The sequence below is a fragment of the Natronorubrum halophilum genome (assembly GCF_003670115.1).
Taxonomy (GTDB): Archaea; Halobacteriota; Halobacteria; order Halobacteriales; family Natrialbaceae; genus Natronorubrum; species Natronorubrum halophilum.
In genome coordinates this window covers 168,487-187,509 of record NZ_QQTY01000003.1, presented here as the reverse complement: position 1 = coordinate 187,509, position 19,023 = coordinate 168,487, and the positions used below count along the sequence as shown (strand labels likewise).

General features: G+C 60.3%; 15 protein-coding genes. 8 read left to right on the top strand and 7 right to left on the bottom strand.

Going from position 1 to position 19,023, the window contains the following annotated elements:
- Positions 1 to 14 precede the first annotated feature (14 nt).
- Positions 15 to 1,169: a hypothetical protein gene (locus DWB23_RS13035; protein ID WP_121743268.1), complete on the bottom strand. Its 1,155-nt coding sequence runs from the start codon at positions 1,167 to 1,169 to the stop codon at positions 15 to 17.
- A 74-nt stretch (positions 1,170 to 1,243) separates the two neighbouring features.
- Here DWB23_RS13035 and DWB23_RS13030 point away from each other — a divergent pair, with 74 nt between their 5' ends.
- Complete coding sequence (locus DWB23_RS13030) at positions 1,244 to 2,068, top strand: SDR family NAD(P)-dependent oxidoreductase (protein WP_121743267.1); 825 nt, start codon at positions 1,244 to 1,246, stop codon at positions 2,066 to 2,068.
- A gap of 28 nt (positions 2,069 to 2,096) precedes the next feature.
- On the opposite strand, the gene DWB23_RS13025 is transcribed toward DWB23_RS13030, so the two are convergent.
- The gene (locus DWB23_RS13025) at positions 2,097 to 3,263 is read right to left on the bottom strand and encodes an ABC transporter ATP-binding protein (protein ID WP_121743266.1); all 1,167 of its coding nucleotides are present in this window, start codon (positions 3,261 to 3,263) and stop codon (positions 2,097 to 2,099) included.
- A 217-nt stretch (positions 3,264 to 3,480) separates the two neighbouring features.
- Here DWB23_RS13025 and DWB23_RS13020 point away from each other — a divergent pair, with 217 nt between their 5' ends.
- On the top strand, positions 3,481 to 4,479 hold the full coding sequence (locus tag DWB23_RS13020) for an LLM class flavin-dependent oxidoreductase (RefSeq protein WP_121743265.1): 999 nt from the start codon (positions 3,481 to 3,483) through the stop codon (positions 4,477 to 4,479).
- A gap of 126 nt (positions 4,480 to 4,605) precedes the next feature.
- A complete protein-coding gene (locus tag DWB23_RS13015) occupies positions 4,606 to 5,763 on the top strand; it encodes a mandelate racemase/muconate lactonizing enzyme family protein (RefSeq protein WP_121743264.1) in 1,158 nt (385 codons plus the stop codon).
- A gap of 78 nt (positions 5,764 to 5,841) precedes the next feature.
- Here DWB23_RS13015 and DWB23_RS13010 read toward each other — a convergent pair whose 3' ends face one another.
- Positions 5,842 to 6,978 (bottom strand): alanine racemase, encoded by a 1,137-nt coding sequence (locus tag DWB23_RS13010; protein WP_121743263.1) that lies wholly within the window; start codon positions 6,976 to 6,978, stop codon positions 5,842 to 5,844.
- Positions 6,979 to 7,133: 155 nt separating this feature from the next.
- On the opposite strand from DWB23_RS13010, the gene DWB23_RS13005 reads away from it, so the two are divergent.
- Together DWB23_RS13005 and DWB23_RS13000 are read left to right on the top strand one after the other, a co-directional pair.
- The gene (locus DWB23_RS13005; RefSeq protein WP_121743262.1) at positions 7,134 to 8,108 is read left to right on the top strand and encodes an alpha/beta hydrolase; all 975 of its coding nucleotides are present in this window, start codon (positions 7,134 to 7,136) and stop codon (positions 8,106 to 8,108) included.
- 169 nt (positions 8,109 to 8,277) lie between these two features.
- Positions 8,278 to 8,652, top strand: coding sequence for a Rid family detoxifying hydrolase (locus DWB23_RS13000; protein ID WP_121743261.1), 375 nt, complete (start codon positions 8,278 to 8,280; stop codon positions 8,650 to 8,652).
- 14 nt (positions 8,653 to 8,666) lie between these two features.
- Here DWB23_RS13000 and DWB23_RS12995 read toward each other — a convergent pair whose 3' ends face one another.
- Together DWB23_RS12995 and DWB23_RS12990 are read right to left on the bottom strand one after the other, a co-directional pair.
- Positions 8,667 to 9,470 (bottom strand): creatininase family protein, encoded by an 804-nt coding sequence (locus DWB23_RS12995; RefSeq protein ID WP_121743260.1) that lies wholly within the window; start codon positions 9,468 to 9,470, stop codon positions 8,667 to 8,669.
- A 253-nt stretch (positions 9,471 to 9,723) separates the two neighbouring features.
- Positions 9,724 to 10,494 carry an IclR family transcriptional regulator gene (locus tag DWB23_RS12990; protein WP_162989814.1) on the bottom strand — a complete coding sequence of 257 codons (771 nt, stop codon included), beginning with the start codon at positions 10,492 to 10,494 and terminating at the stop codon, positions 9,724 to 9,726.
- 1,188 nt (positions 10,495 to 11,682) lie between these two features.
- On the opposite strand from DWB23_RS12990, the gene DWB23_RS12985 reads away from it, so the two are divergent.
- A complete protein-coding gene (locus DWB23_RS12985; RefSeq protein WP_121743258.1) occupies positions 11,683 to 13,584 on the top strand; it encodes a beta-CASP ribonuclease aCPSF1 in 1,902 nt (633 codons plus the stop codon).
- Between the two features lie 32 nt (positions 13,585 to 13,616).
- Here DWB23_RS12985 and DWB23_RS12980 read toward each other — a convergent pair whose 3' ends face one another.
- Entirely contained in the window at positions 13,617 to 13,895 is a 279-nt protein-coding gene (locus tag DWB23_RS12980) for a macro domain-containing protein (protein ID WP_238717472.1), read from the bottom strand.
- A gap of 369 nt (positions 13,896 to 14,264) precedes the next feature.
- A complete protein-coding gene (locus DWB23_RS12975) occupies positions 14,265 to 14,969 on the bottom strand; it encodes a helix-turn-helix domain-containing protein (protein ID WP_238717428.1) in 705 nt (234 codons plus the stop codon).
- Positions 14,970 to 15,078: 109 nt separating this feature from the next.
- Between DWB23_RS12975 and DWB23_RS12970 the strand changes: the two genes are divergently transcribed.
- Both DWB23_RS12970 and DWB23_RS12965 read left to right on the top strand, forming a co-directional pair.
- A complete protein-coding gene (locus tag DWB23_RS12970) occupies positions 15,079 to 17,142 on the top strand; it encodes a hydantoinase/oxoprolinase family protein (RefSeq protein WP_121743255.1) in 2,064 nt (687 codons plus the stop codon).
- Positions 17,139 to 18,995, top strand: coding sequence for a hydantoinase B/oxoprolinase family protein (locus tag DWB23_RS12965; protein ID WP_121743254.1), 1,857 nt, complete (start codon positions 17,139 to 17,141; stop codon positions 18,993 to 18,995). The genes DWB23_RS12970 and DWB23_RS12965 overlap by 4 nt, the downstream gene beginning before the upstream one ends.
- The last annotated feature ends 28 nt before the right edge of the window (positions 18,996 to 19,023 follow it).

Below are 19,023 nucleotides of genomic sequence, written 5' to 3'. Positions count from 1 at the left end.
TTGCCCGGCCCGCGTCACCGGTGTGTGGCTAGCGAAGATCCGATCCAGTCGAGATTGCGTTCGGGCAAGAGCCCGTAGTTGTAGAACGACACGCGATCGGTATCGTTCTCGACGAGTCCGTCCACGATGTCTCCGACCGTCGCCTCGTCGTGGACGTAGGGATGTGCGGGAAGGACGCCGACGTGCACCGGAAGATCGACCAGCTCTCGAGTTAGCTGCAAGCAGTCGACCGTCTCTTCTCGAGTCTCCCGATAGGCCATGACCGTAACGTAGTCGAGCGAGTCCGATAGCGCCCGGAGGTCCAGTCCGTGCATCCAGGAGTTCTCCACGCCCTTCATGCCCACGTACGCGCCCAGTTCCGCGTCCTCGACGACGGCCGCGAGCCGACGGTACAGATCGGTCAGCGTGTTGATCCGTACGTCGATGTAGGCACCGACCTCGGGATGCTCCCGAAACCACCCGCCGACATCGACGTCGTGGGGGAACTCGCCGGCGGAGATCGCGTCCACGGTCGACCTGACGGTCTCCGCAACCGCGTCGGCGTCAACGCCCGTTTGCCGCGCGTTCGCACGGCAGTCGTCGCAAAAGCACACGCCGAACAAGAATTCGCCGAGCGCACCGAGGCGCGCGTGGAACTTGTCGTGGTGCCACCCGTAACCGGTGCCGTAGAAGTAGTTGAACGTCTCGAGCTCGATCCGCTCGAAGGCCGCCCGGTCGTCGAGGTCGGCGAGCAGCGCGAGGAGATACTCCTGTACGGCGGACCGGGACGGACAGAGGCCGAACACGAGCGGATCGCCGAACGCGTTCCGTAGCGCGTACTCGGGACGAGACATCCCGAGCCGCGAGTTGTGACAGCCGACGGTCCAGGAGTTCAGCGATACCTCGGTATCGGCGAGTTCGCGGTCGATCACCGCGAGCCAGTCGTCGTCGCCCATCCGCTCGTTCGGGACGGGCTCGAGGTCGCCGTACATCTCTCCGGGCTGGAAGTACGAACTCGACCTGGCGAAGAACGTCCGTCGTTCAGGATTGTGCGGTAGATACGTTTGTACGGTGTGGTAGTTGGTGGCGAGGTTTATCTCGGTGATCCCGAGATCGAGGAGCTGTTCGGCGACCGACTCGACGCCCGTATCGAGCAGGTCCCACGGGTACGCCCACGTAGCGAACGTCATACGCTGTACGTTAGCGTCGAGCGACAAAAATCTAGGTAAGAGATAAATGGTGAGCGTCGTACCGTACGAACGGCATGCAAAAGCAACTGTTGGAGGGAGATACTGCTATCGTTACCGGTGGGGCGTCCGGAATTGGGCGCGCGATCGCGACTCGATTCGCCGCGGAGGGTGCGAACGTCGTGATCGCCGATATCGACGAGGAGAGCGGCACCGACGTCGAGGTCGAACTGGCGGAAGGGGCCGGCGACGTAACGTTCGTCCCGACGGACGTGAGCGACGCTACTCAGGTCGAAGCGCTCGTCGAGACGACCGTCGAGGAGTTCGGCAGTCTCGACGTGCTCGTCAACAACGCTGGCGGGTCGTTCGGCGACGGAAAACTTCACGAGATCGACGAGGACGTTTGGGAGCGCAACCTGGCGATCAACCTCACGGGCCCGTTCCTCTGCGCGAAAGCGGCGCTGCCGGCGATGATCGAGAGCGGTGGCGGCCGGATGGTCCACACGTCGTCGGTCAACGCGCTGACCGGAATTTCGCTGACGTCGTACTCGTCGGCCAAAAGCGGGCTGTTCGCGCTCTCGAGGGTGATCGCGACGCAGTACGGCTGCCACGGTATCCGGTCGAACGTCGTCTGTCCCGGAACGATTCAGACGGAGACTCGGCGCGAGGAGATGGCGCGGAAGGACGCTCCGAAAGTCGAAAAGGAGTGGCTCGACCAGTACGCCGTCGACCGACTCGGCCGGCCGGAAGAAGTCGCCGACGCGGTCCTCTACCTGGCCTCGCCGATGTCCTCGTTCGTTACCGGGACCGAACTCACGGTCGACGGTGGACTGACGGCGGGTCTCGATCACAGCTTCGAACGGACGGTGTACGACATCGAAACGCCTCCGGTATCGGAGTAACCAGCAGTAAAACGGTCCGCCGTTGTTCTCATCGGTCGTTGACCGTGATTTGTTCGCCCAGACGGGCATCGTCGTCCGAGGCTGGTTCGCGGTTCTTGATCGTCCGATGCGACTCGGCGTCGAACAGGTGGACCCGCTGTTCGGGAATGTCGAGGTGAATCCTGTCTTCGCCCTCGATCTGGTAGTATCCCGGGACGCTCGCGATGTAGGTCTCCCGACCGATATCGAAGTAGAGGAGATGTTTCTCCCCGAGCGGTTCGATGACGTCGACTTCGACGGTGACCGACGTCTCCGTCGGCGACCGAACGAGATCGATGTCCTCGGGGCGGATCCCGAGGAGGATCTCCCGGCCGTCGTCGGTCAGTTCGTCGCCGAGTACGTTCGACGTGCCGTAAGAGAAGGCGTCGTTTTCGAGCGTCAGCCGGTCGTTGGACCAGTCGGTGGTCATCGAGATGAAGTTCATGCTCGGCGATCCGATGAACCCCGCGACGAAGACGTTGACCGGCTCGTAGTAGGCCTCGAGCGGCGTCGCAACCTGCTGAAGCTCGCCCTGATTCATGATCGCGATTCGGTCGCCCATCGTCATCGCCTCGGTCTGGTCGTGCGTGACGTAGATCGTCGTGACGTCGAGTTCGCTCTGCAGGCGCTGAATCTCGGTCCGCATCTGCGAGCGGAGCTTGGCGTCGAGATTCGAGAGCGGTTCGTCCATCAGGAAGACAGCCGGTTCGCGGACGATCGCCCGGCCGAGCGCGACGCGCTGTTGTTGCCCGCCCGAGAGCTCGCTCGGCATCTTGTCGAGCAGGTCTCCGATGTCCATGATGTCGGCGGCTTCGTCGACGCGCTCGTCGATCTCCGCTTCGTCGAGTTCCCGCTGCATCTTCAGCCCGAACGACATGTTGCCGCGGGCCGTGAGATGCGGATAGAGCGCATAGTTCTGAAACACCATCGCGAGGTCCCGGTTTTTCGGTTTGGTCTGTCCGATCTCCTCGCCACCGAGATAGAGCTCTCCGCTCGTCAGCGTTTCGAGCCCGGAGATCAAGCGAAGCAGCGTTGACTTTCCGCTCCCGGACGGTCCGACGAGCACCATGAACTCCCCGTCCTCGATCTCCATAGATACATCGTTTACCGCGACGATCTCACCTTCGTTCGGATCGTCGAAAACCTTCCGTATGCTCTCTAGCCTCAGTGAACTCATCCTGTACTAACGTCACCATCTAGCATTCTTATAGATTTCGGTGATCGTGAGAGACCGTTCGGCGGGAACCAGTTCTCAGACCCCGACCCGAACCGGTAGGCGGGTCTCGAGATGTCCGTTGCGTACGCCCAACGGACGCGGCTCTCTAGAGGCGACCCCGTTCATCCACCGCCGGATGACGCATCAGTTATATTAGGGCGTGTGCCAAGCTTGGACTATGGCAGTAGAGATTCACTACAACGTCTACGGCTGTTTCCGGGATCCGCGCTCGGATATCACCCTCGCAAAGTCCGCGGTCGACGCCGGATTCGAGGGCATCTGGATCGGCGACCACTTCCTGCCGTGGATCGACTCGCGACCGTACACGCACCACGTGTTCCCCTGGTTCGGATCGCTGATGAGCGAAGTGCCCGACGTCCCCGTCGGGACCTCCGTGACCTGTCCGATCTTTCGGTACCGACCGCCGCTGGTCGCCCAGGCGTTCGCGACGCTCGACAACATGTACCCGGGTCGAGTGAACCTCGGCGTCGGCGTCGGAGAGGCGCTCAACGAAGCACACTTCACGGAGTCCGAGTGGCCCGACTGGAGTCGCCGCGCCCGGATGCTGATCGAAGCGATCGACGTCATGAAGCGCCTCTGGAACGAGGACGGGTACGTCGAGTACGACGGCGACTACTTCCAGTACGAGGGGCTCAAACTCTACACCGGGGCGAAGTCCGACATTCCGGTCCACTGGGCCGGTTGGGGACCGAAGTCGGTCGAACTCGCCGGGCGGTTCGCGGACCACCTCCTGACGGCCGCGCCGGCTGACCGGATCGACTCCCGAATCGTCCCGAACTTCAAGGAGGGACTGGAGAAGGCTGACCGCGACTTCGAGTCCGTCGACGTAACCACGGAGTTCACCGCGAACATCGGCGATCCCGACGAACTCGCCGCGGAGATCCGCGAGATGGGCGAGTACACCCCCGACGATACCGAACTCGACAACCCCGACCCGCGCTCGATCCAGCGCGTCGCGGATCGGCGCCTCGAGGACCTCTCCGACGCGGAGCTGATCGAGGAGAACAACATCACCGACGACCCGGACGACATCGTCGCGGAGCTCGAAGCGCTCGAGGACGCCGGCGTCTCGCGGGTGCTCGTCGGATCGAAGTGTGGCGACCCCTACGAGACGATCGAGGCCTTCGAGGAGCACGTCATCCCGCACTTCGAATGACGGGCGACGTACCCGTTTGCGGCGCGGTTTGGTCCGGTGGAGCGCAGTTCCGCTCACGTCCGTGAGAGCTCGTCCCGATTGCACGCATCCGAGGTTTTAATAGATCGGTCGCGTACCCCATCGTGTATGGAAATCACTGGCGTAGAAGCGTTTGCTGTAAATATGAACGTCGTCGACCTGGAGGACGGAGGGCTCTCGCCGTACGTGACGAACCACGGCGCCGTCGAGGACGTCGATCGAGTGCTGGTCCGGGTAGACACCGACGAAGGAATCTCCGGATGGGGCGAGATGCGGGTGTTCCTCTCGCCGAAGACGACGGTCACGACGCTGGAAGACGGCGTTGCACCGATCATCGAGGGGCACTCGCCGTTCGAGGTCGAGAGCCTGCGACGGCTACTGTTCATCGAGTATACGAACGTCGATATGTTCTTTTCAGCGGTCGAGATGGCCTGCTGGGATATCGTCGGGAAAGACCTGGAGAAGCCGATCTACGAACTGCTCGGCGGATGGACTGCGCCGGGGACGACGACGCGGCGAATGGACACCGAGTACGACCAGACGAACACCGTCGACACGGCCTACTGTCTCGGTATCCTCCCGCTCGAGGAATCTCGGGCCCACGCCGCGACCGCGCTCGACGAGGGGTTCGACGTGCTAAAGACGAAGGCGGGGCGCGACTGGAAGCGGGACGTCGAACGGATCGTCGCGATGGACGACGAGGTCGACGGACGGCTCGAGTTCCGTCTCGACCCGAATCAGGGATGGCGACTCGACGAGGCGGTCCGCGTCGGCGCGGCGCTGGCCGATGCCGGCGTCTACCTCCAGTACCTCGAACAGCCGATTCAGGTCGACAGCCACCGGTCGCTGGCGCGCCTGCGCCAGCGGACCCCGCAACCGATCGCCCCGAACGAAGACACCTACATCGCCCACAATCTGCGCGAACTGATCGAGCACGGCGCGCTCGACGTCGCCGTCGTCGACATGACGCCAGCCGGCGGCATCTCCGGGCTCCGGCAGCTCGCGGCGATCGCCGAGGACGCCGGCATCCCGATGGCGCACCACTGCGCGTTCGACCTCGGAATCCGAACCGCCGCGATACTGCACGCCGTTAGCGGCATCCCCGGGTTCACGCTTCCGCCGGACACCGTCTACTACGCCTGGGAAGACGACGTGATCGAGGAGCCGTTCGAGATCGATAACGGGGCGATCGCCGTTCCCGACGAGCCGGGTCTCGGGATCACCGTCGACGAGGACAGGGTCGCCGAGTACCGGATCGACGGCTGAGTACGGTCAATGCCGAGTAGCCCCCTGAGCTCGGATCACTCGGCCAGCGACGAATCGAACCGCCGATCGATCTCCGCGCTACTTCTCTTTCCCGCGGGCCTGTACGTTCCAGACTTCCTCGACGCGATCGTCTCGAGTGCCGATCAGCGTGTCGTGGAGGTTGATGGTCGTACAGACGTGCGGGACGATAAACTCTAGTCGATCCCCGACCTCGATCGGCTCGTCGGCGTCGCTCGAGTCGATCCACCCGTGCTCCTCGGAGGCGGTGACGTATTCGATGTCGTCGCGCTCGTTTGGGATGGGCTGACGGTCGACATCGAACGACATCGTCTTGCTGCCGGCGTCGACGATCACCCTGTCGTCGGCCGGTTTCGAGATGACCGTCGTCAGGACCGTCAGCGCGCAGTCCGCCGGCCCGATCGGGCCAGCCCAGGAGACGACGTTGGCGTCGTTGAACGGGTACATCCCGGGGTTGATCTCGGTGACGACGGGGTGTTTGCCGCTGTGGCGGGCCGTGCCGGTCGAGCCGACCCTCACGTCGTCGACCGGAACTCCGTCCGACTCCAACAGTTCGGCCGTCCCCTGGAGTTCGTCCATCGCTGCCTCACAGAGCCGTTCGTAGTCGGCCTCGGACTCGGCTTCGGCGTTAACGTGCCCCTCGAAGCCCATGAGTCCGGCGAACGACAGGTTTTCGGCGTCGACGATCCGCGCTGCCATCTCCAGGGCTGGCTCGCCGGGTGGGACGCCCGTGCGGCCGAGGCCGACGTCAATCTCCAGGACCGCGTCGACGGTCGCGCCGCGTCGGTCGGCCGCCGCCTGCAGCGGGTCGATGTTACCCGGGCAGTCGACGGTCGTCGCGAACGACTCGAGTCGCTCGGAGAGCCGCACGAGGCGGTCCAGCTTCGACTCCTCGACGACCATGTACGAGAGGTAGATGTCCGAAATCCCGTTTTGAGCCATCACTTCGGCCTCGCTCAGCGTCTGACAGAGGATCCCATCGCCGCCCGATAGCTCCTCTTGCCGATGGGCGATGTCCGGGATTTTGTGCGTCTTGACGTGCGATCGCAACGCCACGTCGTGGCGCTGTGCGAATTCGGCGAACTCCCGCATGTTGGCCTCCATCGTGTCGAGGTCGACGACGACCGCGGGCGTCTCCAGGTCATATCGAGACTGGTCCAGGCACGGCGTGCTGTCGGTTAGCGTCGGCGTCGGCATATCCACCTTTCAAGACCCGACTTACCACCATAAAGCTGGCTGCTCAGGCGGCCGCCGGTGAGCGTATCGGTCACGACCGACCCCATTTGCCACGGGACGGCGGAGCAGGGCAGTAGTTATTTGACACGCGCCGCCGATTGACCACGTGTTTCCCCATGACGGAGCCGTTACGGACCGATCTCCATCCCGAGGTCGAAGAGATGCTCGAAGAAGCACAGACGACGGGCAGACCGACGGCGCACCACGTGTCTCCGACGGGTGCCCGACAGCTCACCGACCGAGCGATCGAGGAGGCCGGCTTGCTTTCCGATCCGGAACCGGTCGACGGCGACGTGGTCGATTACCTCATCGACGGGCCGGACGGCGACCTTCCCGTTCGCGTGTACACGCCGGACGACCGCGGCAGACATCCCGTACTCCTCTGGTTCCACGGCGGCGGCTGGGTTCGCGGGAGTATCGACGCTGCCGATGGGGTCTGCAGGGCGCTGGTCAATCGCACCGGATGTAGCGTCGTCTCCGTCGAGTACCGGCTCGCTCCCGAGCATCCGTTTCCGGCGGGACTCGAGGACTGTTACGCCGCGACCGAGTGGGTGGCCGAGCACCCTGCGGTCTCTCTCGCCGACCCCGATCGGACCGCGGTCGGGGGAGCGAGCGCCGGTGGGAACCTCGCGGCGGCGGTATCGCTGCTGGCGCGCGAGCGCGGCGGTCCCGACGTCGCCTATCAGCTGCTCGGCGTGCCGGTGACCGATACCGCAATCGACACCGAATCCTACGACGAAAACGCGGAGGGATACGGGCTGTACCGCGAGGATATGCGCTTCTACTGGGATCACTATCTGGAGAACGATCTCGACGAGGCGAACCCCTACGTCGCCCCGCTTCGCGCTCGGGACCTGTCCGGTCTGCCGCCGGGAACGGTCATCACGGCCGGCTGGGATCCGCTCCGCGACGAGGGGATCGCGTACTACGAGCGACTCGACGCCGCCGGCGTCGATGTGACGCTCGATCACTATCCGGACATGCCCCACAACGTCATCAGTGCGGTCTTCCTTCGCGAGAAACTCGGCCGGACGCCGAAAGCGTACGAGACCATGGCCAGCCGGTTGCGCGACGCCTTCGACCTCGACTGAGACGACCCTGAACCGACGACTCGAGTGCGCCGGTTCGAATCGCACCCGGGTAGCAGGAGATGTCGAATCCGCCCGCGGACGCAGTCGACGGCGAACGGCGCTCCCGACCGATCGTGGCTCGCGCCGTCGGATCAGTTTTATTACGACTCTGTGCGAAGCCGGAACTGCGATGGAAGAAATCACCACGGACGAGGCTCCGGAGAGTATCGGGCCCTTCTCGCAAGCGATTCGTGACGGCAACCGAATCTACGTCTCCGGCCAGGGACCGATCGACCCCGAGAGCGGAAACATCGTCGGCGACGATATCGGGGAGGAGACGGCGCGGACGCTCGAGAACGTCGGCGCGATACTGGATGCCGCGGGGTCGTCGCTCGACGATATCGTGAAAGCGACCGTATTCGTCCAGGACATGGACGACTACGACGCGATCAACGAGGTGTACGGTGAGTACATGGGCGAACCGTATCCGGCGCGCAGCGCCGTGCAGGTCAAGGACCTGCCGATCGACATCGGCGTCGAGATCGAAGTGATCGCGACCGCGTAAGCGACGACGTCGTTCTACCGGTTCCGATCATGAACGTCCCGCAGTAGCGATTCCAGTTCGTCGCCGAGCAGTTCGAAAATCTGCTCGCCCTTCCCGACGGACGCCAGTCCGGGATCGCCGATCGCCCCGCTCGCGGAGTACTCTTCGAATCCACGGTAGACCGCGAGCGGGCCGCCTTCCACCAAATCTTTCGTCCCGAGGTCGTAGGGCTCGTCCATGTACGTACCGTCGAGTCGATCGACGTCGACGAGTTCTTCGCGCAGGTGTAACATCAGCGAGGTCTCGAACTCGCCGCCGTGAGCCATTCCGCCGATATCGCTCTCCCGGATCTCGTCGATAAAACCGCTCGCGAGCTGGAAGTACGTGAGCCCGAGCACCTCGACGTCGTCGTGGTCGACCCCGATCGTACTGACGGCACTGTCGATCAGCGACATGTTCCCTCCGTGGCCGTTCAGCAGCACCAGGGCGTCGAATCCGTTCTCGAGCGCCGTGTCGGCGACGTCTTCGATCGCCCCTAGCATGTGTTCGAACTCGAGCGACACCGTCCCGCCGAAGTGGAGGTGGTGTGGCGAAAAGCCGCTCCAGAACGTCGGCAGCGTGAGGATCGGAACGTCGTCGGTCACTCGCTCCGCGCCGAGGACTGCGACGGCTTCGACGAGGATACTATCCGTTGCTACGGGAAGGTGGTTACCGTGCTGTTCGACGCTCCCGACCGGGACAACGAGTATCGAGCCGTTTCGGTCGCCGATTTCGCCGATTTCGTCGGCTGTATGGTTCCCCCAAGACACGCTGTTCGCTGCTGCGCCTTTGAACGACATATGTATGAAGTGCTCGCTAGACCGTAAAAAGATTCCCCCAAGCCGAGCATTTGGACGCGCTGGTGAACAGCGCCAACCCGTCGAGGGGGACGGCACGAACGCGTTCGTCCCATACACGACGGGTGCATTCACACGGACTATCGCGTGGCAGTTGCCGAATCGGCTCCGTTTTCGGGAGACCGGCTGTACGGAAGTTCATCCCCGAGCGGCCGATCGGGAGCCCAACTCGATTACAACGATATTGGAAACCTGATCAGTAGTTGTAGCGGATCGAGATGACGTTCGCTTTCCGCTTCAGTCGGGAGACGTACTCGTCACACCGCTGGGGAACCATCTTGTTCTTCGGGGCGTTGATACCGAGTGCGGCGACCGTGTTTCCGTCAACGTCGCTGAGCGGAACCGACACGCTCCGGATACCGACTTTTCGCTCCTCGTCCTCGATCGTGAACCCCTGTCGGCGGATCTGCTCGACCTCCTCGAGGAGTTCCGCTCGGTCGGTGATCGTGTTCTCGGTCGCCTTCGGGAGCCCCTGACGATCGACGATGCGATCGATCTCTTCGTCAGAGAGGCTCGCGAGCAACGTCTTCCCGAGTGACGTCCAGTGCAGGTACGTGTGTTCTCCGACGTGTATCTTGTCGTTGATGGCGTCCTCACCCTCGATCTGCCACAGCTCAACCCGCTTCCCGTTCTCAACGACACCGATGCCGACCGTCTCGCCGGTCTCTTGCGAGAGGTCGATCATCTCGTGGCGTGCCGCCGAAAACACGTCCAATCGATTCCGAACCCGACAGCCGATATCTAGAAACCGCAAGCTCAGGCGATACTCGCCCTGGTCGGCGATCACGTATTCCAGCTCTTCTAGCGTCTGTAGGTACACGTAGACTGTACTCGTCGGCATGTCGAGCGCCGCGGCGAGATCAGAGACGCCCACACTCCCTCGCTCTTTCAACTCTTCAATGATGTTGAAACATTTTATCAGTGCATTGATCCGTTGCCCCGACGATCCCGCGTTATCGCTTTTCATACGACGGCTATCGTCATCGATGTTGAAAAATCTATCTGAATTCATTATTCTTTCCATCATGACTGGATACAGTGTGCTATTCGTTACCACTAATCCGGACGGAGTGTGTGACCATTAGGATATTCGATTATCGGGACGACATCGACGCGTTGTGAAACCCAGATCGGAGGGTTCGGAACGACCGAGTTCACATTACAGGCATACGTTTGTAAACAATTTCGGAGAGGCGGTGCGTAGAACTCATTACATCCATATGGATGTAAACTACGGGCGGTGGCTACGGTCGGTTTGAAAACACGCGGCTCGTAGCGCTAGTTTGACGTGCTATTCGCGGACTCCTTCAGCGAGTGCTTCACGATAGATTCCAACTGGCTTGTAAGAGCACGAGCGGGCACCGCGTCAGTTGGTGGAACTCGGTATCCGCTCTCACCTTGTTAAACTACCATTCTAATTTACTATTCGTGAACTCGAGAAGTTCGGTACCGAACGGAGCTGAAAAGCAGTCTACGTTGGTTCGCAAACGCGGTCTACAACGGACTGTTGATGCACATTCGGATTACGTCACGCTCGACGAAGCGGTGGTTCAACGTGACGACCATCGCTATCGGCTGTACACTGCCGTCGGTCCAGAAACGAACGAATTCCCGCTATACGACTGTATTCGACCACTACAACCGCCTTGACAGAACAATTTCTTCGAGAACTCTCCGAGAAACGCGACCTCGAGATACTGCGTTTTCCTCGCGGAACGACACATCTTCAGATTACACCCCGTCGATATGAGACTCGATATCGATACGAAAAGCGGAGACGTCGAACCGCTGGCAATCATGTTTCCCATATCACAAAATAGCCTATCTGTCTGATCAAAGTCCGTTTCAGAAATACCGATTCGGCCACCGTTGGAACCTGTTCTCCGATCCAGATCCGTGCACTTCGACTATCGGCGTATACGAGCCGTCGGGATGTCTCGTTGCTCCTGCTCGTATTCCTCGTTCCGGAGCACGATTCGTACGCCGTAGTACGAAGTCTTTTATTCTTCGTCACGAAGATAACAGTAGCAGTTCATCAGTCCCTCTCCGCATATTTGATCGATTGGCTGCGCATCCCGGCGGGATTCTGGGTACGCAGTCTGTAGCGAGGGTCACGAGATCACCGGAGACGAGACGATGAGACGGCGAACTCACTATGAGCGACGACACAACTCATTCAGACCTGTACGAACGCGTTAGAGACGAAGTGCCATCGTATCTGGACGTCAGCGACGTTCAGTACGAAGGACCGGATCTCGTTATTTACACTGAAACGCCCCAGAAGTTCGCGGAGGATAGCGACATTCTCGGTACGCTTGCTCACGCGCTTCGGAAACGCGTAACCATTCGACCGGTGTCGGGAACGCAATCGTCCCCATCGGAAGCCGAAACCGTGATTTACGACGTTGTGCCCGACAAGGCGAACGTCCAAGACCTCGAGTTCCACCCGACGACTGGCGAGGTGTTCATCGAAGCCGAAAAACCGGGGTTAGTGATCGGCCAGCGCGGAAGTACGATCCGCGAAATCACGTCGGAGGTGGGATGGAATCCCGAAGTGGTTCGGACGCCGCCGATGGAGTCGTCGACGGTGGACAACGTCAGGAGTTACCTCACGCAGGAACGGGCGGAACGGCGTGATTTCCTCGCGGACGTCGGAGCGCAAATTCACGGCTCTCCTGATAACGACGTTGACTGGGTTCGAATCACGACACTCGGCTGCTGTCGTGAAGTCGGCCGCGCGAGTTTCGTCCTTCACACGCCGAACACGAAGATTCTCGTCGATTGCGGGGACAAACCCGGTTCCAACGGCGAGGTTCCGTATCTCCACGCCCCGGAAGCGATGCCGCTTACGGAGCTCGATGCCGTCATTTTGACGCACGCTCATCTGGACCACAGTGCGTTGCTCCCGCTGTTGTTCAAATACGGTTACGACGGACCGATTTATACGACGGAGCCCACGCGGGATCTGATGGGGTTGCTACAACTCGATTATCTCAACGTCGCCTCGAAAGAAGGCCGAACACCGCCCTATTCGAGCGAACAGGTCCGTCAAGCGATCAAACACACGATTCCGGTCGCGTACGGCAACGTCACCGATATCGCTCCGGACATCAAACTGACGATGCACAACGCGGGTCATATTCTGGGAAGTGCAACGGCCCACCTTCACGTGGGGAAGGGATTCCACAATATCGTCTTTTCCGGCGACGTTCACTACGAACCGACGCGGCTGTTCAACGGCGCTGTCAACGACTTCCCTCGAGCCGAAACGATGATCATGGAATCGACGTACGGGCGCGAAAACGACTTCCAGGCGGACACGGAACAGAGCGAAGCACGGGTCCGTGAGATCATTCGGGAAACGCACGAGCAGGGAGGTACGGTCGTCATCCCGGCGTTCGCCGTCGGCCGGTCACAGGAGTTGATGCTGGTCCTCGAGGAGGCGATGCGAGAGGGCGAGATCCCGACGATGCCGATCTATCTCGACGGGATGATTCGGGAAGCGACCGCGATTCACACGGCGTACCCGGAGTATCTTCGCGACGGACTTCGCCGGCGAATCCTCCACGAGGACGAGAACCCGTTCATGGCCGAGCAGTTCCAACAGGTCGACGGCGGGCAACCGATGCGCGAAGAGATCGCCAGCGACGAACCGAGCGTTATCCTCTCGACGTCGGGGATGGTGACTGGCGGACCGATCATGTCCTGGCTCGAGTTGCTCGGTCCGGAGTCCGATAACACGTTACTTTTCGTCGGCTATCAGGCGGAGGGGACGTTGGGTCGCAGGATCAAAAGCGGTCGTACCGAGGTCGCGCTCGAGGGGGGCACAAACCGGATCACGCTCCACTGCCGAATCGAGTCCGTCAGCGGGTTTTCGGGGCACGCAGACCGAAGGGGGCTCGAACAGTACGTCGAAGAGATGAATCCGCGGCCGGATACGATTCTCTGCGTTCACGGCGACGATCAGGCGACGGATCAACTCTCTTCGGCCCTCTATCAGAAACACGACATCAGGACGCACCAACCGAAGAATCTGGAGACGTTCCGCTTCCCCTGAGGCCTCCGCTCGGGCAGACGGCCGAGATCGCGTTATCGTACCGCTTCGCCGATCGTTTCGAGTTCGTCGTACTCCCGTTTCGAATAGGCGATCACTCGAGTATTGGTCACCGATGACGGTTCGTAGTCCCGGATCATTTCGCAGACGTATCGGGCTCCCTCCCGGAAGTCGAATCCAGCGGCTCCGGTTCCAAGCACCGGGAGAACGACGGACTCACAGCCGAGTGTATCCGCCTTCTCGAGCGATTTCCGCGTCGCGGTACGAACGCTTTCGCTCGTTGCACGGCCGTCGCCGTGAGAGTCCGCTCTGATTGGAAGTCCGTTCAGACGACTCTCGATCCCCCGAAATCGCCGACGGCCGTGATTTCGGCCCGTTCAGTCACAACTGATGGTCGCTTCCTATATAAAAACCCGCGAGTTTGCCCCTTGGGCAAAGCCGACTCGCATAGCCCCGTTATTATGCGAACCGGATCGACTTTCAACGGCAGGGCGACCCGGATAGCGCACAGACTCCAATAGTCCAGTCCAAGACGGGCTATCATCCCGATGGCGTGTCCGGAGCACCAAACCGAGATCGTCCAACGTTCCAGACGGGAATCCAGACACAGCACCAGCTGCCAGTCGGCCTCGATACTAGCGCAGGTCCATCCCTGAAGGATTTGGAATCCCGTTAATTTCAGATCATTCTTGTCCAAGTTCGATACGCTCAAATTGGCCTCTTCCAGTTCGTTTGTGACTATCTGCTAACGCTGACGACAACAAGGTACGTTCTGCTTTTCGGAGATGCTCGTGCAGTGTTGCTCGGCTGATTTCTAACTCTATCGCGAGGTCTTCGTTCGTAATCTTTCGGGGCCAATCGTAATACCCTCGTGCGAGCGCTTCAGTGACAACTTCTCGCTGTCGCTCAGTTAATGGCGAGTCGGTGGTCGCTCTGAACTCCTCGAGTTTGCCGAGTGTGACCGTTCCGAACCCCTCTAAATCGTCAATAATGTTTTTGAGATCTTCACGCTGGAATACGAGAACGTTGTACTCGCGTTGACGGCCCGAAACCGTGTTTGACCGGCGTAGTGTGCCGTGGTTCTGATAGATAGCCGAATACGCACCACATGAGGGTTTGGTTATGAGTAGATTCTCATCATCGAGACGCTTGACATGATTAACGTGATCTGCACGCTCGAGGTCCGATTGAAAGGAATCTGCATGAGGGCCGGCATGAAGAACGAAGGTGACGGATCCGTTTTGGATCTCCTCAATTTCGATCGGAATTGGCGCATCGATATCCGCCGTAAGTTCTCTGAGAATGCACTCTCGGTGCTGTGTGAAGTGGAGTGTGGCGGTAAACATCGCTTCGCTACTGTGCCAATACTGCCCAAGGTGAAAAAGCACTCGACGAGATCAGCAGTCCGTGAATGGCTAGCCAGTATTTAATCAGCCAACAGCTGTTGGGGGAATTCTTACTCCCCAACACGGTGTCTACCACACTGTACGATAACATATGACACATAACCTCGGTGTTGACGTGGGTGGTACGTTTACAGACGTTATCGTCTTCGACGAAACGACCCATGAAATCACGATAGACAAGGTTCTTTCGACGCCCAGTAATCCATCGGAGGGCGTGGTTCATGGGATCGAGGAGGCAACGGTAAAAGCGAACACATCGGTATCCGAACTCGACCTCTTGTTTCACGGCACGACAGTCGTGACGAACATGCTCTTGGAGGAGACGGGGTCGCGTGTCGGACTCATTACGACTGCTGGGCACGAAGATATCCTCCACTTGGCACGAGCGTGGACGCCCGGTCCACTCTATGGATGGATGGACATGGAAAAGCCGGATCCGCTCGCTGACCTCGTGGATACCCATGGTATAGCTGGTACGATCAGTTCACCAGATGGGAAAGAGACCGAATCACTCGACGAAGGGGAAATCAGAGATGCCGTTAGGGAACTCGAGGCAGCCGGTGTCGAGTCTCTGACAGTCGCGTTGTTGAACGCGTACCTCAATCCCGAACACGAAGAACGCGTCCGCAAAATTATCGCCGAAGAGGCACCGGAGCTTCCGGTATCGATTTCCTCCGAGATCGTCCCGGAGTACGGCGAGTACGAACGGACACTGACGACCGTCATCAATGATTACGCACGGCCAACGGTTATCGAGTATCTCGAGGACCTCGACGACTCGCTCGCAGACGCTGATTCGACGGCCACGATGAACGTCGTTCGGTCCGATGGTGGACTCATGAGTTCAAAAGCCGCCAAAGAGCGGCCGGTCGAACTCGCGCTGTCGGGACCCAGTGGTGGCGTCGTCGGTGCGGCGACCATCGCGTCGAAGAAGGGCGTCCCCGACGTATTGACGCTCGATATGGGTGGGACGTCGACTGACGTGTCACTCGTCGAAGACGGAACCCCTGAGACGACCCGCCAGACGAAGGTCGGTTATCGAGAATTCAAATCGCGATCGGTCGATGTGAACACGGTTGGAGCCGGCGGTGGCTCGATCGCCCGCGTGCAACTGAGCGGATCGTTACAGGTTGGCCCGGAGAGTTCCGGTGCCGACCCCGGGCCGGCGTGTTATGGCCTAGGCGGAGACGAACCGACTGTTACGGATGCGAACGTCGTCCTCGGTCGGATTCCGCCGGGTGTCCAACTCGGCGGCCGGATGGAACTCGATAGAGAGGCAGCCCACGATGCTGTGGCGACAGTCGCCGACGAGCGTGGGACTTCAGTCGAGGAGGCCGCCCAAGCGATCCTCGACATCGTTAACGAGAACATGCACAGCGCACTCCGCGTCGTGTCCGTCGAACAGGGCTACGATCCACGAGAGTTCGGGCTCGTTGCCTTCGGCGGTGCCGGACCGATGCACGCTAACGCGCTTGCAGATATCATGGACGCCTACCCTCTGATTATCCCGCCAGGACCGGGCGTTATGTCAGCGTTTGGTTTCCTGACCTCCGACATCCAAAACGAGTTCTCGGAGACGTATCTGGAGACCGAGGAAGATGTCGACGGCAGGGATGTCTACGAGAAACTTCAGGATCTCGAGGCCGAAGCGACTGACTGGCTCGTCTCCGAAGGTGTCGACGAAACCGACCACGAGTTCGAATACTTCGCCGAGTGTCGCTACTTCCGCCAGGACATCCAGATGTCGATACCAGTGACGATTGAGAACCTCCGTGGTGAGACAGGGCTCGCAGAAATCAAAGGCGATTTCGAGAGCCGTCACGACCGCCAATTCGGGTTCTCGCTCGATGCACCGCTCGAAATCGCGAATCTCCGTGTCATCGGCAAAGGAACGCTGCAGGGTGTTACCATCGAGGAACAGGAACTGACAGATGCCGATCCGAGTGCCGCTGAGATCGATGACAATGACGTATACTTCAGCGGTGACACCTACGAGACGCCGATCTACGACCGTACCAAGTTGCGTCCGGGCAACGAGATCGACGGGCCAGCGATCGTCACCGACGACGATTCGACAGTTGTCTTGCAGCCGGATCACAGTGCGACTATCGACCGCTACGGAAACATCGAGATTAACAGAGGTGAGGGTCAATGAGCAGTTCAACACCAGCGTTCGTCGGCGAACACGATATCGATCAGACGACGCTCGATATTATCGAGAGTACGCTTTCGAATACCCGCGACGAGATGGATCGGGTCGTCGAAACGACGGCAATCAGTCCAGTCATCCGCGAACAGTCCGACCAGTTCCCGCTCATCGCAGATGCGGAGGGACGAATGGTCATGGGGCAGTTCGGTTCAGCGATTGACACCATCCTCGCGAACTCGCCGTTCGAGCGCGAGGACCTCGAGGACGGTGACGTGATCGCAACTAACGATCCCTACATGTGTGCCGGTGCCGTCTCGCACACGCCAGACATGCTCCTGTTGCGCCCAATCTTCTACGAGGACGACCTCGTGGGCTTTTCGAGCCAGTGGGGCAACCTGATGGATGTCGGTGGCAAGACCCCCGGCAGTATGCCCGTGCAGGCGAGTACGATCTTCGAAGAGGGGATGCGACTGCCGCCGGTCAAACTCTACAAGCAAGGTGAGATCGACAGCGAACTGCTCCGCTCGTTCGCCCACAACACGCGGCTCCCTGAGCACGCAGAAGCCGACATCAAAGCGCTAGCTGCAGGGACGAAGGCGGCAGAAACTCGCGTTCACGAGCTCTGTGATCGTTTCGGCAAGGAGACGTATGTGGAAGCCTGTGATGCCATCCTCGACCGCACCCGGAACGGGATGGTCGACCTTATTCACGAGTTCATTCCTGAGGGTGAACGCTACACCTTCGAAGATTACGTCGACGACGATGGGATGGGCAACGGTCCCATCAAACTCCACCTCGAAATTTACCGGGAGGGCGAGACGGTCTATCTCGACTGGACCGGTACGGACGAGCAGGTGCCGGGTACGGTGAACTTCCTGCTGAATGAGAAGATGTTCAAAATGTTCACCGGAGTCTTCCTCATCATGGCATTTGACCCGTTGCTCACGTTCAACGACGGCTACTACGACCTCTTCGAAGTGACTCTGCCCGAAGGATCGGTCATTCAGCCGGAGTTCCCAGCATCGCTGGGGAATCGCCTGCCACTCATGGCCCGGCAGTTCGACGTCCTGCAGGCGACCTTCTCGAAGCTCATCGACGGGTTCTCCGTGGCGGGCAGCTACGGGACGTCGCCGAATCTCGTCTACGCAGGAACGGACTCGGACGGAAACGAATTCCAGATGCTCGAAATTCTCTACGGCGGTATTCCGGCCCGGCCGGGCGGTGACGGACTCGACGGTCACTCCTGGTGGCCGCTATTTCGGACGGTCCCCGCCGAGTATCAGGAAGCCTACTACCCGCTAACGATCGACGAGTACAGCACCCGTGCTGATACTGGCGGTGCCGGCGAGTTCCGCGGCGGTCACGGGATTACAAAGATATACACTTTCGAGGAAGACGGTGCAATCACGTTCCAAGACGACCGTGCACACACGTATCCGTGGGGCGTCGATGGCGGCAAGCACGCCCAAACAAGCGAGAAGAAACTGATTCGGGCCGATGGGACCGAAGCGGAACTCCCATCGAAAGTCGAAAACGTGGCCGTAGAGGCACGTGACAAACTCGTCTTCAGCACTGCTGGTGGCGGTGGACTCGGAGATCCGCTCGAGCGTGAGGCCGCCGTCGTCGCCGAAGAAGTCGAACGCGGACTTCTCACCGAAACGGCTGCCCGATCGGACTTCGGCGTTGTCCTCACCGAGAACGGTACCGTCGATGAGGCAGTCACTGACGACCAACGCGATGAGATTCGGGCGAACCGTGACGGTCTCCAGAAGTTCGATTACGGTCCGTTACCGGACGACGAAACGCTAGAAGCACGTATCGCCGACGAGCGCCGGACGTTCGAGAATCGAAACAACTGAGCAACGGACGAATACGATCAACCTACCA

What these genes read in the sequence shown, in the direction of transcription:
- DWB23_RS13010 (WP_121743263.1), bottom strand. Translation starts at nt 6,978, where the DNA reads ATGCCGACGCCGACGCTAACCGACAGCACGCCGTGCCTGGACCAGTCT.
- DWB23_RS12970 (WP_121743255.1), top strand. Translation starts at nt 15,079, where the DNA reads ATGACACATAACCTCGGTGTTGACGTGGGTGGTACGTTTACAGACGTT.
- DWB23_RS12985 (WP_121743258.1), top strand. Translation starts at nt 11,683, where the DNA reads ATGAGCGACGACACAACTCATTCAGACCTGTACGAACGCGTTAGAGAC.
- DWB23_RS13020 (WP_121743265.1), top strand. Translation starts at nt 3,481, where the DNA reads ATGGCAGTAGAGATTCACTACAACGTCTACGGCTGTTTCCGGGATCCG.
- DWB23_RS13030 (WP_121743267.1), top strand. Translation starts at nt 1,244, where the DNA reads ATGCAAAAGCAACTGTTGGAGGGAGATACTGCTATCGTTACCGGTGGG.
- DWB23_RS13000 (WP_121743261.1), top strand. Translation starts at nt 8,278, where the DNA reads ATGGAAGAAATCACCACGGACGAGGCTCCGGAGAGTATCGGGCCCTTC.
- DWB23_RS13015 (WP_121743264.1), top strand. Translation starts at nt 4,606, where the DNA reads ATGGAAATCACTGGCGTAGAAGCGTTTGCTGTAAATATGAACGTCGTC.
- DWB23_RS13035 (WP_121743268.1), bottom strand. Translation starts at nt 1,169, where the DNA reads ATGACGTTCGCTACGTGGGCGTACCCGTGGGACCTGCTCGATACGGGC.
- DWB23_RS13005 (WP_121743262.1), top strand. Translation starts at nt 7,134, where the DNA reads ATGACGGAGCCGTTACGGACCGATCTCCATCCCGAGGTCGAAGAGATG.
- DWB23_RS12995 (WP_121743260.1), bottom strand. Translation starts at nt 9,470, where the DNA reads ATGTCGTTCAAAGGCGCAGCAGCGAACAGCGTGTCTTGGGGGAACCAT.
- DWB23_RS12965 (WP_121743254.1), top strand. Translation starts at nt 17,139, where the DNA reads ATGAGCAGTTCAACACCAGCGTTCGTCGGCGAACACGATATCGATCAG.
- DWB23_RS12990 (WP_162989814.1), bottom strand. Translation starts at nt 10,494, where the DNA reads ATGAAAAGCGATAACGCGGGATCGTCGGGGCAACGGATCAATGCACTG.
- DWB23_RS13025 (WP_121743266.1), bottom strand. Translation starts at nt 3,263, where the DNA reads ATGAGTTCACTGAGGCTAGAGAGCATACGGAAGGTTTTCGACGATCCG.